This window comes from Clostridium cavendishii DSM 21758, assembly GCF_900141845.1.
In the GTDB taxonomy this organism is placed as follows: Bacteria; Bacillota; Clostridia; order Clostridiales; family Clostridiaceae; genus Clostridium_AG; species Clostridium_AG cavendishii.
This window is the reverse complement of sequence record NZ_FQZB01000003.1, coordinates 336,968-352,273: the sequence shown is the minus strand read 5'-3', so window position 1 is coordinate 352,273 and position 15,306 is coordinate 336,968. Positions and strand designations below refer to the sequence as shown.

Genomic DNA, 15,306 nt, shown 5'->3' with positions numbered 1-15,306 from the left:
AAATATATATTGATATTATGATTATAACATTATTTTGAATATGGTGTTATAATTATAATATCAATAACTATTATTTACAAAATGATTTTATTATGTGTAATTTAGTAAGATTTGGGGAAATAAAAGAGGTATTATTATGATTTATATAAGCGTATCTATGTATATTGAAGCACAATCTTTTGTAAAAAATTTCAATTTAAAGAAAGATTTTCGATTTAAAAAATTTGAAGTTTTTAAAAGTAACGAAGTAATTTTGATTATTACTGGAGTTGGTAAGATAAAATCTGCAATTGCTTTAACATATTTATTTTCTAAATATGAAATAAAGAGTTCGGATTTATTTATAAATATTGGGGTTGCAGGTAGTCTTGATAAGAATATTTCGATAGGAAGTGTATTTATATGTAATAAAATTATAGAGAATGATACAAATAAAACTTTTTATCCTGATATGCTTTTAAAGCATCCGTTTAAGGAAACCAGTATTGAGACTTTTTCATCAATAGTAGACAAGTCTAATTTAAATATTAAAGGGACTTTAACTGATATGGAAGCAGCAAGTTTATATCAGGCAGCGCTAGTTTTTATGGAGCCACATCAGATAATTTTTATAAAGATAGTTTCCGATTATTTAGATACAAAAGATTTAACTATAAAACATATTTCAAATTTAGTAGATGAAAAATCCTTACAAATTATAAGATTTATTAATGATATAAAAGATGTATTTTCTTATGATAATGAAGTTTTATCTAAAGAAGACATAAAAGCTTTAGATGTATTAACTCAAAACTTGAAATTGTCTGTAACTATGGGAAATAGCTTAAAGCAACTATTTACATATTATAAGTTACAAAATGGTGATTTTTTGGAAGCTATAGATAAATATATAAGTTTAGAATGTAAATCTAAAAATGAGGGGAAGAGATATTTTGATAAGCTTACAGAAAAAATTATTTAATCCTTATTTTTCACATATATACATTGAGAAAGCTGCTTTAAATTATGAAATAACAAAAGAAGTATTAAAAGTTTTTAAAAATTCTGAGCTTATTGAGATTAATCATTATAAGGATATTTTTTCTAGGAGTCATCAGAATTATATATTACAAAAGGGAAGTCCTAAATTAATTTTAGCTGTAAAAAGGGATAATTTAATTTATGAAGGTGCAGAGATGTGTCAAGATTTTGGAAATAATTATTTTTACTATACATCAACTATGATGAATTGTATATATGATTGTGAATATTGTTATCTTCAAGGTATGTACACTTCTTCTAATATAGTTATATTCGTAAATATTGAAGAGATATTTGAAGAGGTAAAAAAGCTTTTGAAAATCCACCCTGTATATCTTTGTATTTCTTATGATACAGACGTTTTAGCTTTTGAAAATGTTATAGGTTATACTAAAAGATGGATTGAATTTACTAAAGAAAATAAAGATTTAAAAATTGAGATAAGAACTAAGAGTGCAAATTTTAATGCGATTAGTGCTATTGAGGCTTATGATAATGTAATACTAGCTTGGACTTTATCACCAGATGAGGTTATAAAAGGTTATGAGAATAGAACTCCTATCTTAAAGGATAGGATTTTAAGCATAAAGCAAGCTGTAGATAAAGGCTGGAATGTTAGGTTATGTTTTGATCCAATACTTTATATAAATAATTGGAAAGTATGTTACAGTAATTTAATTACAACTATATTTAATGAGATAAATGCTGATAAAATAATGGATATAAGTATAGGTGTATTTAGGGTATCAAAGGATTATTTAAAAAGAATGAGAAAGCAAAGAAAAAACTCTATCATATTAAATTATCCTTTTGAAACGGTAAAAGGAGTCTGTAGTTATAATAACCAGTTATCAGAGAATATGACAAGTTATATATATAGTTTAGTAAGTAAATATATTCCTAAGGAAAAAATATTTATTTGGAAGGATAGATAAGATGAAAACAGCTATTATAACTGGTGCATCATCGGGCATTGGTTTTGAAATAAGTAAAATATTATTAAAATTAGGTTATAAGGTTTATGGTATAGGGAGAGATTTTTCAAAAAATAATATTCAAAATAATAATTTTATTCCTATTATTTGTGAGCTTAGCAATATAGAATTCCTTTGTGAAAAGATAAAAGACATAAGAAAGAATGAAGAAATATATATACTTATAAATAATGCAGGTGTTGGTTATTTTGGACCACATGAAGAACTAAATACTAAAAAGATTCATGAAATAGTTTCAATAAACTTGGAAATACCATTAGTATTAACAAACCTCCTTCTTAGAGATATAAAGAAAAATAAGGGCTTTATAGTTAATATATCTTCTATAACTGCAAAAAAATCTAGTACTTATGGTTGTGCTTATGGAGCAAGTAAAGCTGCACTTAGCCATTTTTCTAATAGTCTTTTTGATGAAACTAGAAAGTATGGTGTTAAAGTAATTTCTATTCATCCAGATATGACTAAAACGAACTTTTATAGAAATGCTAACTTTAAAGAGGGAAGTGCTTTAGAGAGTTATCTTATGCCAGAGGAAGTAGCTAAAGCTGTTGAATTTGTACTGTCACAAAGAGATGGTGTAGCTATTACAGATATTACATTAAAACCACAAAAGCACATGATTGAGAGAAAATAGCTTGAAAAGCATTACAGTAGTAGTAAATTTCAATTTGTGTCATTATATATAATTTAAATTTAATTATATAAATAAGAAAAAATCTATAGTGTCATAATAAAAAAATAGTTTTATATGACAAAAAAACTTATAATTCGGAAATAACATAGTAAAAATGCTATTCCTAGCTACTAATTATATTTGGTGTCAAAATTGCTATTAAATATTAATGATATATGTGTAGGGAGGAAAAGCTAATGAATAAAAACAAGATTATTGCTAAAATTTTAGCAGGAATATGTGTAACGAATTTAGTTATGATATCAACATTGAACTGTAAAATTGTTAAGGCTGATACTATAGCATATGTTGATAATATTAATGAAAATAGTAATGTTATCAAATATGATGATTTTTCAAAGACTAAAAAAGAAACGGATAATAATTTTAAAGCGTTTTATGCAGATGAGGTACGTCCTGAATTATGGCAACTTAGAAAATGGGCTGGGGCAGCGGCAACAGGAGATAATAAACCATACGGAAAGGTAGTTTCAGATATAACAAGCCGTGGTGGAAAAAATTTTCAGGTTGACTTTAATAAAAGTGTTGGATTTTTTCAACCAGATGATTTTGTGAGTATTGCTCCAAATGAGAACTATATTGTAAACGTTAAATTAAGAACAACAGATATTACAAAGTCAGAACCGCTAGTTGTTAGAGCGGAGTATTATGATTCAAGCGGAAAGGTTCTTGAAAGAAAGGACTTAATTACACTAAGTGGTAATAATGAGTGGAAAGATTATACTTCTAATATTGGAACTAGTAAAAGTACAGCTGTTAAAATGAAAATAATATTTGTATTTGGTAGAGTAGCTGCAAACAGTGTGGGTGCAAGTGGAAACTTTGCTATAGATTATCTTTCAATTAAGGCACAAGATTCAAAGCTTGAAAAAGTAGAATTTACCAATCAAAATGTTAACATAGGCATTGATAATAGCTATAAACCTGATGTTAAAATATATCCGTCGTATTCTACAGAAAAGTATACTTTAAAATCAAGCGATGAAAGTATAGCAAAAGTAGAAAACAATATTGTGTATGGATTAAAGGTAGGAACAACTACTATAACAGCTATAAGTGAATCTAATAAGGTATTAGGTAGCTTCAATGTAAACGTTAAATATGTAGATGTAGCTATGTATAATAAAATTTTAGATTCAATTTTTGAAACAATGGTACCTAATTCTATAATTGATACAAAAGATACTCAAATGATGACTATAATAGAAAATATGGTTGCAAGCGGTGAGAAGTCTTGGAATACTATGAATAAAGCGCCTGGAAATACTAGTGGATTATGGGAAGATACTAAAAGTACTACTAGCTCAGCGCAGGTTACAACTCAATTTAATAGATTATATGATATGAGTGTTGCTTATGCTATGGAAGGCTCAAAACTAAAGGGCAATGAAGAACTTTTGAAAGATATAATCTACGGATTAAATTGGATGAAAGCTAATAGATATGACGGTCAAAAATGGTATGATAATTGGTGGGATTGGGAAGTTGGAGCTCCTCAAAAATTAAATAGTATATTAATTCTTATAAGAAACAAAATATCTAATGAAGAAATAACAAAATATACTGATATAATTGATAATTATGTAAAAGATCCTACTATGATAAGCAAGGGTAGATATCCTTCTGTTGGTGCTAATAGATCAGATATGTGCAAAGTTATAATTTATAGCGGATTACTTTCAAAAAATGAAGATAGAATTAAGTTAGGTGTGGAAAAGCTAGATCCTTTATTCAAATATGTAGAAGATATAATTTCAGAAACAGGTTCCAAAACAGATGGGTATTATAAGGATGGTTCTTGGATTGAACATGGTTCAATTCCTTATGCAGGTTCTTATGGCGGAGTACTGATAGGGGGAGTTGGAGAGTTAGCTCATGTATTAAATGGTACTAGCTTTGAAATTCCTAAAGACAAACAAAAGATTATATATGATGTATTATTAAAATCATTTGACCCTCTTATGTATAAAGGGAATATGATGGATATGGTTAGTGGAAGATCTATTTCTAGAGAAAGTGAAAAGGAATCAGGTCGTGGTTTTGGATTGATGAGAAGGATTTTAGCCTTCTATACAGAAACTGCACCACAAGAATATAAAGATAAATTTAAATCTATAATAAAAGGTTGGATAACATCAAATGATGCTAGGGATATTATAGCTAACTCAACTAATATTCAATTTACTGCACAAGTAAAGGAATTGATGAAGGAAGATACTATAAAACCTAGAGGAGAACTTTTAGGTAATTTTATGTTTCCTAATATGGACAGAGTAGTACATAGAACTCCAAATTTTGTTTTTGGATTAAGTATGTATTCAAGTAGGGTTTCAAACTATGAATCTTTAAATGGTGAAAATTTGAAGGGGTATCATACATCAGATGGTATGACATATCTTTATAATGGAGATAGCGAACAATATTCTAAAGACTTTTGGCCAACAGTTGATGCTAAAAGACTAGCTGGTACTACAGTTGATACTAAGGCTATATTTAAAAATGTAGCAGGGCTTAGTTATGGACCAGGTGAGACAGCTACTTCAACAAGAGATTGGGTTGGAGGTGCTAGTCTTTTAGATTATGGCGTAAGTGGTATGTATTTAGATAATAAGAGAACCAATACTAAGAAGGATCTTGGAATGGACTTAGAAGCTAAAAAATCATATTTTATGTTTGATGATGAGATAGTTGCTTTAGGTTCAGGAATTACTAGTACTAAGGATAATGGCGTTGAAACTATTGTAGAAAATAGGCTTATAGATAAAGATTTAGATAAAATATATGTAGATGGAAAAGAAGTTTCTAATGATATAGATAATGAAACAAAAACTGATAATAGTAAATGGATTTATTTGGAAGGAAATAAGAGTAACTCAAGTATAGGTTACTATTTTCCAAGTAAAGATTCATTAAAGATTAAGAGAGATACTAGAACTGGAAGTTTTAAAGATATTAATAATGGACAATCAGCAAATTTAAAGACAAATACATTTTTTACAATGTGGAAAGAACATGGAGTAAATCCTAATAACGATACTTATGAATATGTTCTTTTACCAGGGAAAACTAAAGAACAAGTAGAAGAATATTCAAAGAAAGCAGATATAAATATACTTATTAACAATGAAGATGTACAAGCAGTAAGAGAAGAAAATAAAAATATAATGGCAGCAAATTTCTGGAATGATAAAGTTGTTGATATTAAAGAAGCAGGAATAAAAGTAAACACTATGGCATCTTTAATACTTAAAGAAAAAGATGGTAGATTAGACATAGCTGTCTCAGATCCAACTATGAAAAACCAAGGAGAAATAACTGTTGAATTAGATAAGAAAATAAAAGACATTATAGCAAAGGATGATAATATAAAAATAGAAAATGTGGATGGAAAGGTTATAATGCATATTAATGTTAAAGATTCAGCAGGAAAAAGCTTTAAGGCTCAATTTGAGTTGCTGAATGATAAACCAGTTGATCCAGAAAAGCCAGTTGATCCAGAAAAACCAGTGGATCCGCAAAAACCAATAGATCCAGTAAATCCTGGGGAACCAACAAAACCGATAGATCCAGAAAAGCCAGTGGACCCAGAAAAACCAGTGGATCCGCAAAAACCAATAGATCCAGTAAATCCTGGAGAACCAACAAAACCGATAGATCCAGAAAAGCCAATAGACCCAGGAAAACCAGTGGATCCACAAAAACCAATAAATCCAGTTAGTCCATTAAAACCAGAAACACCCCAAAATTCATCAGATTTAGTAAATAATGATATGGTAAAAGTAGACATTATAAATAATAATGGTGTTTTTGAAGTTAATAAAGTGAAGGATAAGGATAAAGTAAATGTTATCGATGTTTCTAATTTAGCAGATTTAAAAGAATGTGTTATAGAATTAAAGGATATTGAAGCAATAAAAAACGGTAATGGTAGAATTATGATAAAAGAAAATGGGTATACTATAAGTTTACCATTTTCAGCAATAGACAAAAATTTATTATATCCTGGTTCAAAAGTTATTATTAGAAATAGTACTATAGATAATAGTCCAATATCTAATAACTTAAAAGGTATTAAGAAAGTATATAAATTTGATATTGTTGTTAAGGATGGAGACAAAGAAACAATAATTCATAATTTTAAGGATGGAAAAGCAGAAGTAACAATTAATTTAAGCGATGATGAATTAAAAGGATTAAACAAAGAAAAGCTTGCAGTATTTTATTACAATGAAGAAACGAAGAAATTTGAAATAATGGAAACTAGAGTAGAGGGAAACAAAGTTATATTCAAAACACCACATTTCTCACAATATGTAATAGCTGAAAAGGGTGATAACAGTTATCTTCCTAGGACTGGTGAAAATTATGGAAGCAAAAATATTGCTTTAGTAGGATTAGCATTTTTAAGTTTAGGATGTCTGATATTAAGAAGAAAACTTTAATAAAATAAAAAATAAGGTAAGTATAGGCTTAATTTCTATACTTACCTATTTTATTTCTTATTTTAAAAGTCCTTCAGCATAAAGTAATTCTGCTGTAAGAAGAGCTCCACCAGCTGCACCTCTTAAAGTATTGTGGGAAAGGCAAACAAATTTATAATCAAAAATATTATCTTCTCTAAGTCTACCAATAGTAATTCCCATTCCTTTTTCAATTTCTCTATCTATTCTTGTTTGAGGTCTTGTTTCATCTTCAAAATAAGTTAAGAACTGTTTTGGTGCAAGTGGAAGTTCAAGTTCTTGTGGCCTTCCTTTATAATTTTTCCAAAGAGAAATTATTTCTTCCTTAGTTGGCTTGTTTTCAAAGCTAACAGCTACAGTAGCTAAATGCCCATCACTAACAGGAACTCTAATACATTGAGCTGATATTACTGGATATTCCGCTAAAGTTATACCAGTTTCATCAACATTTCCCCAAACCTTTAATGGTTCTTGTTCACTTTTTTCTTCTTCACCACCTATAAATGGAATTACATTATCATTCATTTCAGGCCATTCTTTAGGTGTTTTTCCGCTACCAGAAATAGCTTGATAAGTTGATACTAAAACTTTAGTAGGTTTAAATTGCATTAAAGGAGTTAATGCAGGTACATAGCTTTGAATAGAGCAGTTTGGTTTTGCTACTATGAAACCTTTTGTAGTATTTAGTCTCTTCTTTTGAGCTTCAATAGCTTTCAAATGATTGTTATTTATTTCAGGAATAATAACTGGAACATCCTTTGTCATTCTGTGTGCTGAGTTGTTTGATACTACTGGAACTTCAGCTTTTGCATAAGCTTCTTCTATTTTCTTTATGTCTTCTTTAGGCATATTAACTGCACAGAAAACAAAATCTACTAATCCTTTAATCTCATTTATAGAATTAATGTCTTTTATAATCATATCTTTAGCGTACTCTGGCATAGGAGTGTCTAATTTCCAAGTACTTTCTAAAATATTTTTGTAGGTTTTGCCAGCAGAACGTGGACTTGCTCCTAAAACTGTTACTTCAAAAAATGGATGATTATTAAGTAGGGTAATTAATCTTTGCCCTACAAAGCCTGTAGCGCCTAAAACGCCAACTCTTAATTTTTTGTTCATTATAAAAATACCTCCCCAATATCGTCTTAATTATAATTATACACAATACCTTTTGCATAGTATAGTGAGAAAGATGCTAAAAACATTGCAAAAAGTGCTATAATATATAGAAAGATAAAAAGTAGAAAGAGGAATACTAATTGAAAAGCAAAAGAGGTTATTTATATAAGGACTTTAAATTATTTCATTTGAAAGATAATAAGAAGGAAAGTTTTGAACTTCATTATCATGAGTTTAATAAGATAATAGTTTTTTTATCAGGAAAAGTTAATTATTTAATAGAAGGTAAATCCTATAATTTGAAACCAGGGGATATTTTATTTATAAATAATTACGAGGTTCATAGACCTATAATAGATTCAAGTGAAGAATATGAAAGAATAATTTTTTGGGTGAATTCAGATTTTCTAATAAAAAACAATTCTAATGATTTTAATCTTTTAAAATGCTTTGAATTTGCTGCTAAAAATAAAATAAATTTATTAAGATTAGAAAATGATGATAAAAAATATATAAATGAATTAATAAGAGAATTAGAATTAGAAGTTGATTCAAAAGTAATCGGAAGTTCAATTTTGAGTAGTGCATTATTTATAAAACTTATGGTGAATTTGAATAGATTTTTCTTAAATTACGATTTATCTAAGGAAAAAGCAGATATAAGTTTTAATGAGATTATACAAAATATATTATTTTATATAAACAATAATTTGAAGGAAGATTTAAGTATAGATTCAATTTCAAATAAATTTTTTATAAGTAAATATTATCTGATGCATAAGTTTAAAAATGAAACAGGATATACATTACATTCATATATAAATCAAAAAAGAATGATATTAGCTTGTGAGTACATAAAGCAGGGGAAAAATATACATGATGTTTCTGAAATGTGTGGATTTAATGATTATTCTACTTTTATTAGAGTATTTAAAAAGTTTTATAAATTATCACCTAAAGAATATAAAAAGGACAAATTTTAAGAATAAATTAAAAAATTTATCATTAAAAGATATTTTACTCTTTTTTACAAATATGATATTATTATCATGGGTAATGGGATTAATAAGAACATATTGTGAGGAGATAAAATTATGGAAGATAAAAGGATAGAAGTATTTATGCATCCTATTAGAATAAAAATATTACATGAACTCATAAAAAAAGATAGAGTTACAAATAAAGAAATATTAGAAAGCTTTAAGGGTGTACCAAAATCAACTTTATATAAACATATAAGTAAATTATTAAATGAAGGTATAATTGAAGTTGTTCATGAAAAAAATATTAAAAATAATTTTGATAAGATATATAAAATAAAAATTAATCCAATAGAAGAAATAGAGAAATTAGTGCAAGAAAAAGATTCTCAAAAAATTATAAATCTATTTTATAATTTTACAATGACTTTATTAGCGGATGTTTTAAAGGATGATTCAAGAAATATTGAAAATTTAGATAAATCTTGTGTTGGAGTTAGAAGTTATCCTATATATTTAAGTGATGAGGAAGTCTTAGAGCTTATGGGAGAAATACGAATGAGTATCCTAAAGCGATTAAATAATAAAGCTACAGAAAAAAGAAAGCTTAGAAAATTATCTACAGTTCTAACTCCAGGTAATGGACTTGAAAATATATCATAATTATGCTTATTTAAATCTAATATATGTTATACTGTATAAAAAGCAACTTGTTAATGCATAAGAGGAAAGGATTAGAAAAATGAATATTCAAATTTTTGGTGTTAAAAAATGTTTTGATACAAAAAAGGCAGAAAGATATTTTAAAGAAAGAAATATAAAATATCAATTTATAGATTTAAATGAAAAAGCTATTAGTAAAAGAGAACTGGAAAATATAAAAAGTAAAATAAGTATCAATGATTTGATAAATATTAATACAAAAGAATATAAAACATTAAATATATCAGATATAAGAACTACATCTGTAAAGGAAGAACTGTTGCTTAAAAATCCTAAACTGTATAAAACCCCTATAGTTAGAAATGGAAAAGAGGCTACTGTAGGATATACACCAGATGTTTGGAGTAAATGGGAATAAATACAGAAAAAGTGATTGAATTAAATAATTAATGAAAAAAAGTCTAGAAATTCTAGGCTTTTTAATGTACAGGAATTTATAAAATTATATAAGATTATTCTTTATTTTGAGTTAACTCAATACATTGGATAGTGGAGTGAACTATAATATAATTAAGCTAAAACATTAGATTAATATGGATAGGAGATACAAAAATTATGGATAAAAACATGGAAATGATGAAGAAACTTATTGAGGAAAAAAAGCAAAGAGGAAAAGTATCTAAAAATAGTAAGAAGGCAGAAAAATGTATAGGAAAGAGTTCTAAAGGTGTAAGAGTAGGAAATGGTGGAGGCTTATTTGATAAATAAAGTTATTTATTAAACAAGTGAATAGTTTTTTATGAATTTTATTTGTAAATTAATAGAGACTTTATTTAAATAATTATAAAATTGTGAAATTTATGGTATAATGGTTGAGAAAAACATATATTGGAGGGGCTAAAATGGAATTAAATTGGAGTTTAAAAGAAATATATACTTCATTTAATAGTGAAGAGTTTAAAGGGGATATTGAAAAGTTAGATACTTTAATTTCTAATTTCAATACTTGGGCTTTAGAAATAACTAAAGATACTTTAAATGAAGTAGAAAAAATAGAAGACTATATAAATAAGTCTACAGAGCTTGAAATATTAATTATGAGGCTTGATAGCTTTATTAATCTTAATTTAAGTACTAATACTAAAAATAGTGATGCTCTTAAGTATTCAGATATATTAGAGAATAAGCTTACATTTTTAGTTGCAACATCTACAAAATTGGAGAAGTGGATAAGTTCATTAGAAAATATAGATGGGGTAATAAGTAATTCTAAATTGCTTAAGGAGCATGAGTATTATTTAAAAAATATAATTAAGAAGAGCAAGTATTTACTTAGCGATAAGGAAGAAGCCTTGATTTCTAAAATGCAAAATACAGGTTCAAATGCTTGGCTTAAGCTTAAGGACAATTTAATATCAAATCTAAAGGTTGAAATTGAGCAAGATGGTGAAAATAAAGAGTTACCACTTACAGTGGTTTTAAATATGGCTTATGACAAAAATGCTGAAGTAAGAAAAAAAGCCTATGAAGCAGAGATAAAGGCATATAAGAAAATTGAGGAAGGGGTAGCTGCAGCTCTTAATGGTATAAAAGGTGAGGTTTTAACTATATGTGAACTTAGAGGATATAAATCGCCTTTAGAAATGACTCTTGTAGATTCGAGAATGGATGAAGAATCTTTAGAGGCTATGTTTACTGCTATAAGGGAAAGTTTACCAAGTTTTAGAAAATATTTAAGAAGAAAAGCAGAGATGTTAGGACATAAAAATGGATTACCATTTTATGACATGTATGCGCCAGTTTCAGAAGCCAATATGGCGTTTACTTATGAAAAGGGAACTAGGTTTGTAGAAAAAAATTTTAGAACCTTTAGTAATAACTTAGCTGATTTTGCAAGAAAAGCTATTAATAATGCGTGGATAGATGTAATGCCAAAGGAAGGAAAGGTTGGCGGAGCTTTCTGTGAAAACTTACATTTTATAGGTGAAAGTAGATTTTTATTAAACTATGGAGATAGTTTTAGTGATGTAGTAACTTTAGCACATGAATTAGGTCACGGTTTCCACGGAGATTGTTTAAAAAATGAAGCTACATTAAATTCAGATTATCCAATGCCAATAGCAGAAACTGCATCAACCTTCTGTGAAACTATAATAAAGAAAGCGGCAGTAAAAGAAGCTACCAAGGAAGAAGCTTTAGCTATATTAGAAACAGAAATTAGTGATTGCAATCAAGTTATCGTAGATATATATTCACGTTTCCTTTTCGAAAAATCATTGTTTGAAGCTAGAAAGGAAAGTGCACTAAGTGTAGAGGAAATAAAAAATCTTATGCTGAAAGCTCAGCAAGAGGCTTATGGAGATGGATTAAATAAAGATTTCTTGCATCCATATATGTGGACTTGGAAACCACATTACTATTATGCAACAAGTAATTTCTATAACTTCCCATATGCATTTGGTTTATTATTTGCAAAAGGGTTATATGCTGAATATTTAAAGAGAGGTTCAAGCTTTACGAAGGATTATGAAAAGCTACTTTCTATAACAGGTAAGAATGATATTGTAGATGTGACTAAGGTTATGGGAATAGATATTCATGATGTAAATTTCTGGAGAGGATCTCTAAAGACTATAGAAGAGGACATAGAAAACTTTATAAATATTAGTAAATAATTATAATAGGACCCTTTGGGGTCCTTTTGTGTTATAATAATAAATGGTTTACAAATTCATAAGATAAGAAGGAGAGAGAATATGAAATTAGAAAAAAAATTAGGTTATTTGGCTGCGTTTTTTAATGCTGTAATTATAGGGTTAGCCTTTTTATTTACAAAGAAAGCGGTAACACTAACTAATCCATATAATACTCTTGCTATGAGATTTACAGTATCATTTTTAGTAATTTTAATAGCTATTTTAACTCGAGTTGTAAAGGTGAATTTTAAGGGTAAAAATATTAAGGCATTAATTTATATATCTATATTTTTTCCAAGTGGATTTTTTCTTTTACAAAGCTTCGGACTTAAATATGCTTCATCCTCAGAAGCTGGTATAATAAATGCTTTAATACCTGCTATAATTTTAGTATTAAGTATTATATTTTTAAAAGAGGAAATTAATTTAAAGCAAGTAGGATGTGTAATACTTTCTATATTAGGAGTGTTTTATATATTCTTTATGAAGGGAAATACAATAAATATAAATAGTTTATTAGGAATAATATTAATTTTTGGGTCTTGTGTATTCTTTAGTATTTATAGTATATTATCAAGAAAGTATTCAAAAGAGTTTACACCAATGGAAATATGTTTATTTATGCAAGGGTTTGGATTTGTTGTATTTACAAGTCTAAGTATAGTAAATGGTTTTACATTAACAGAGTTTAAAGGGCTTGTAACAGATTCTTCATTTATGGTTTCTATTTTATACTTAGCAATTCCGTCTACACTAATAACTGCTATACTAAATAATTATTCTTTAGCTAAGGTAGAAGCATCAAAAGTTGGAGTTTTTTCAAATATATCAACTATAGTATCAATAGCAGCAGGAGCTTTGATATTAAATGAAGAGGTTAAATATTATCATATAATAGGTTCAGTTATAATTATACTGGGAATCGTAGGAACTAATTATTTCTCAAAAAAAATAAGAAAAAAAATATAAGATATATTTAAAGGATGGTATGGACATATGATAAAGTTTATTGCATCAGATATGGATGGAACATTACTAGGGAAAGATGGTAAGGTAAGTGATGAGATGTTCGAGCTTATAAACAAGCTTGATGATATGGGAATAAGGTTTGCAGCAGCAAGTGGTAGATTTTATTCACAATTAAATAAGAATTTTAGCAAGGTAAGTCACGATATGATATTTATAGCTCATAATGGTGCATTTGTTAAATATAATAAAAATGGTCAGCTTTTATATTCAAATGAAATATCAAAGAAAAATATTAAAAATGTTTTAGATTTAAAAAGAAGCTATGGAGAAGAATTGTTTTTATCAGCGGCAGAAAAGGCTTATATAGTTAATCCAACAGACAAGGTCATGGAAGAATTTAGGGATTTTAGAGTGGAAGCAATAGTTTTAAATAGCTTCAATGAAGTGGACGAGCCTATTTACAAGCTGACTTATTATGTGCAAAATGGTGTTAAAGATGAAATTTTAGATTATTTGAAGAATAATCTAAATGAGGAACTTGAGTTTGTAGTATCTGGAGATAAGTGGATAGATATTATGAATAAGGGTGTAAGTAAAGGCGAAGCCATAAGTAAATTACAAGAAAAACTTAATATAGACGAAAAAAATACTATGGTATTTGGTGATTATTATAATGATTTAACAATGTTTAAAAGAGCTCATTATAGCTATGCTATGGAGAATGCACCTGAAGATGTGAAAAGGCATGCAAAATTTATAGCTGAAAGTAATATTTCAAATGGTGTATATAAAGCTATTAGTGAAAAATGTTTAAGTGAAGAAAAGTTAGCATAAAATTATGAGTAAGTTCCATTAACTAAATCTAAGATTTAGAATGTCACTTAAAAGAAGAAAATAAAAGTATTCTAGGGGGAATAGTTGTGAATTTTTATGGTCTTATAATAGGATTAGTAACATTTTTTGTAATAGGTATTTTTCATCCTATAGTAATAAAAGGTGAGTATTATTTAGGTAAAAAAATATGGCCTATATTTTTAGTGTTAGGTGTTATATTTTTAGTAGCATCATTATATATTAAAGATAGAACTATATCTGCTATAGTAGGTGTAGTTGGTTTTTCTTGTCTTTGGAGTATACATGAAATAATAGAGCAAGAGGAAAGAGTAAATAAAGGATGGTTTCCTCGAAATCCTAAAAAAGATAAGAGGTAATAATTATGAGTAAAATAAAGACAAATGCTATGAGAATATTGGATTCAAACAGAATAGAATATGAAATCATAACTTATGAAAATAAGGATGGCAAAATAGATGGAGTATCTGTAGCGAATAAAATAGGTAGAGACATCAATATGGTGTATAAAACATTAGTTACACAGGGCTTATCAAAAGAGTATTATGTATTTGTTATTCCTGTAAATGAAGAGCTAGATTTTAAAAAAGCGGCTAAAGTCGCAAGTGAAAAAAGTATAGAACTTATTAATGTTAAGGACTTAACTAAAATAACAGGATATATAAGAGGTGGTTGTTCACCTATAGGAATGAAAAAACTGTATAAAACTTTTATAAATATTACAGCAAGCGAAAAAGATAAAATTGTTGTAAGTGGTGGGAAAATAGGTGTGCAATTGGAAATTAATCCACAAGAGCTTGTCAATTTACTAAATGCTAGATATGAAGATATTATAAAAAACTAATTATATATTAAGAA

Annotated in this window: 14 protein-coding genes; 13 read left to right on the top strand and 1 reads right to left on the bottom strand. The window is 27.6% G+C overall.

Features of this window, described 5'->3' with window-relative positions; all coding sequences use genetic code 11:
• The first annotated feature begins 136 nt into the window (after positions 1–136).
• The 4 genes from BUB01_RS01615 (at position 137) to BUB01_RS01600 (ending at position 7,151) form a co-directional block, all read left to right on the top strand.
• On the top strand, positions 137–961 hold the full coding sequence (locus BUB01_RS01615) for a 5'-methylthioadenosine/S-adenosylhomocysteine nucleosidase family protein (RefSeq protein WP_072984612.1): 825 nt from the start codon (positions 137–139) through the stop codon (positions 959–961).
• Positions 933–1,955, top strand: coding sequence for an SPL family radical SAM protein (locus BUB01_RS01610; protein ID WP_242958347.1), 1,023 nt, complete (start codon positions 933–935; stop codon positions 1,953–1,955). The genes BUB01_RS01615 and BUB01_RS01610 overlap by 29 nt, the downstream gene beginning before the upstream one ends.
• A 1-nt stretch (position 1,956) precedes the next feature.
• Complete coding sequence (locus BUB01_RS01605) at positions 1,957–2,649, top strand: SDR family NAD(P)-dependent oxidoreductase (protein ID WP_072984608.1); 693 nt, start codon at positions 1,957–1,959, stop codon at positions 2,647–2,649.
• A 236-nt stretch (positions 2,650–2,885) separates the two neighbouring features.
• A complete protein-coding gene (locus BUB01_RS01600) occupies positions 2,886–7,151 on the top strand; it encodes a polysaccharide lyase family 8 super-sandwich domain-containing protein (RefSeq protein ID WP_072984606.1) in 4,266 nt (1,421 codons plus the stop codon).
• Between the two features lie 57 nt (positions 7,152–7,208).
• Here the strand turns inward: BUB01_RS01600 and asd are convergent, their stop codons facing one another.
• Entirely contained in the window at positions 7,209–8,288 is a 1,080-nt protein-coding gene (asd, locus tag BUB01_RS01595) for an aspartate-semialdehyde dehydrogenase (RefSeq protein ID WP_072984604.1), read from the bottom strand.
• Between the two features lie 140 nt (positions 8,289–8,428).
• Between asd and BUB01_RS01590 the strand changes: the two genes are divergently transcribed.
• The 9 genes from BUB01_RS01590 to ybaK all read left to right on the top strand — a co-directional run bounded on the left by BUB01_RS01590 (position 8,429) and on the right by ybaK (position 15,292).
• Positions 8,429–9,271: an AraC family transcriptional regulator gene (locus BUB01_RS01590; protein WP_072984602.1), complete on the top strand. Its 843-nt coding sequence runs from the start codon at positions 8,429–8,431 to the stop codon at positions 9,269–9,271.
• Between the two features lie 111 nt (positions 9,272–9,382).
• Complete coding sequence (locus tag BUB01_RS01585; protein ID WP_072984600.1) at positions 9,383–9,931, top strand: helix-turn-helix domain-containing protein; 549 nt, start codon at positions 9,383–9,385, stop codon at positions 9,929–9,931.
• 79 nt (positions 9,932–10,010) lie between these two features.
• Positions 10,011–10,349, top strand: a complete 339-nt coding sequence (locus BUB01_RS01580; RefSeq protein WP_072984598.1) for an arsenate reductase family protein — start codon at positions 10,011–10,013, stop codon at positions 10,347–10,349.
• Positions 10,350–10,546: 197 nt separating this feature from the next.
• Positions 10,547–10,699 carry a hypothetical protein gene (locus BUB01_RS23400; RefSeq protein WP_200802822.1) on the top strand — a complete coding sequence of 51 codons (153 nt, stop codon included), beginning with the start codon at positions 10,547–10,549 and terminating at the stop codon, positions 10,697–10,699.
• 134 nt (positions 10,700–10,833) lie between these two features.
• On the top strand, positions 10,834–12,606 hold the full coding sequence (locus BUB01_RS01575; protein ID WP_072984596.1) for a M3 family oligoendopeptidase: 1,773 nt from the start codon (positions 10,834–10,836) through the stop codon (positions 12,604–12,606).
• A gap of 81 nt (positions 12,607–12,687) precedes the next feature.
• Positions 12,688–13,596 (top strand): DMT family transporter, encoded by a 909-nt coding sequence (locus BUB01_RS01570; RefSeq protein WP_072984594.1) that lies wholly within the window; start codon positions 12,688–12,690, stop codon positions 13,594–13,596.
• Between the two features lie 27 nt (positions 13,597–13,623).
• Positions 13,624–14,430, top strand: a complete 807-nt coding sequence (locus BUB01_RS01565) for a Cof-type HAD-IIB family hydrolase (RefSeq protein WP_072984592.1) — start codon at positions 13,624–13,626, stop codon at positions 14,428–14,430.
• Positions 14,431–14,516: 86 nt separating this feature from the next.
• On the top strand, positions 14,517–14,807 hold the full coding sequence (locus BUB01_RS01560; RefSeq protein WP_072984590.1) for a DUF4491 family protein: 291 nt from the start codon (positions 14,517–14,519) through the stop codon (positions 14,805–14,807).
• Between the two features lie 5 nt (positions 14,808–14,812).
• Positions 14,813–15,292, top strand: a complete 480-nt coding sequence (gene ybaK / locus BUB01_RS01555; RefSeq protein ID WP_072984588.1) for a Cys-tRNA(Pro) deacylase — start codon at positions 14,813–14,815, stop codon at positions 15,290–15,292.
• Positions 15,293–15,306: the final 14 nt, after the last annotated feature.

What these genes read in the sequence shown, in the direction of transcription:
- BUB01_RS01580 (WP_072984598.1), top strand. Translation starts at nt 10,011, where the DNA reads ATGAATATTCAAATTTTTGGTGTTAAAAAATGTTTTGATACAAAAAAG.
- BUB01_RS23400 (WP_200802822.1), top strand. Translation starts at nt 10,547, where the DNA reads ATGGATAAAAACATGGAAATGATGAAGAAACTTATTGAGGAAAAAAAG.
- ybaK (WP_072984588.1), top strand. Translation starts at nt 14,813, where the DNA reads ATGAGTAAAATAAAGACAAATGCTATGAGAATATTGGATTCAAACAGA.
- BUB01_RS01585 (WP_072984600.1), top strand. Translation starts at nt 9,383, where the DNA reads ATGGAAGATAAAAGGATAGAAGTATTTATGCATCCTATTAGAATAAAA.
- BUB01_RS01605 (WP_072984608.1), top strand. Translation starts at nt 1,957, where the DNA reads ATGAAAACAGCTATTATAACTGGTGCATCATCGGGCATTGGTTTTGAA.
- BUB01_RS01575 (WP_072984596.1), top strand. Translation starts at nt 10,834, where the DNA reads ATGGAATTAAATTGGAGTTTAAAAGAAATATATACTTCATTTAATAGT.
- BUB01_RS01615 (WP_072984612.1), top strand. Translation starts at nt 137, where the DNA reads ATGATTTATATAAGCGTATCTATGTATATTGAAGCACAATCTTTTGTA.
- BUB01_RS01600 (WP_072984606.1), top strand. Translation starts at nt 2,886, where the DNA reads ATGAATAAAAACAAGATTATTGCTAAAATTTTAGCAGGAATATGTGTA.
- asd (WP_072984604.1), bottom strand. Translation starts at nt 8,288, where the DNA reads ATGAACAAAAAATTAAGAGTTGGCGTTTTAGGCGCTACAGGCTTTGTA.
- BUB01_RS01565 (WP_072984592.1), top strand. Translation starts at nt 13,624, where the DNA reads ATGATAAAGTTTATTGCATCAGATATGGATGGAACATTACTAGGGAAA.
- BUB01_RS01570 (WP_072984594.1), top strand. Translation starts at nt 12,688, where the DNA reads ATGAAATTAGAAAAAAAATTAGGTTATTTGGCTGCGTTTTTTAATGCT.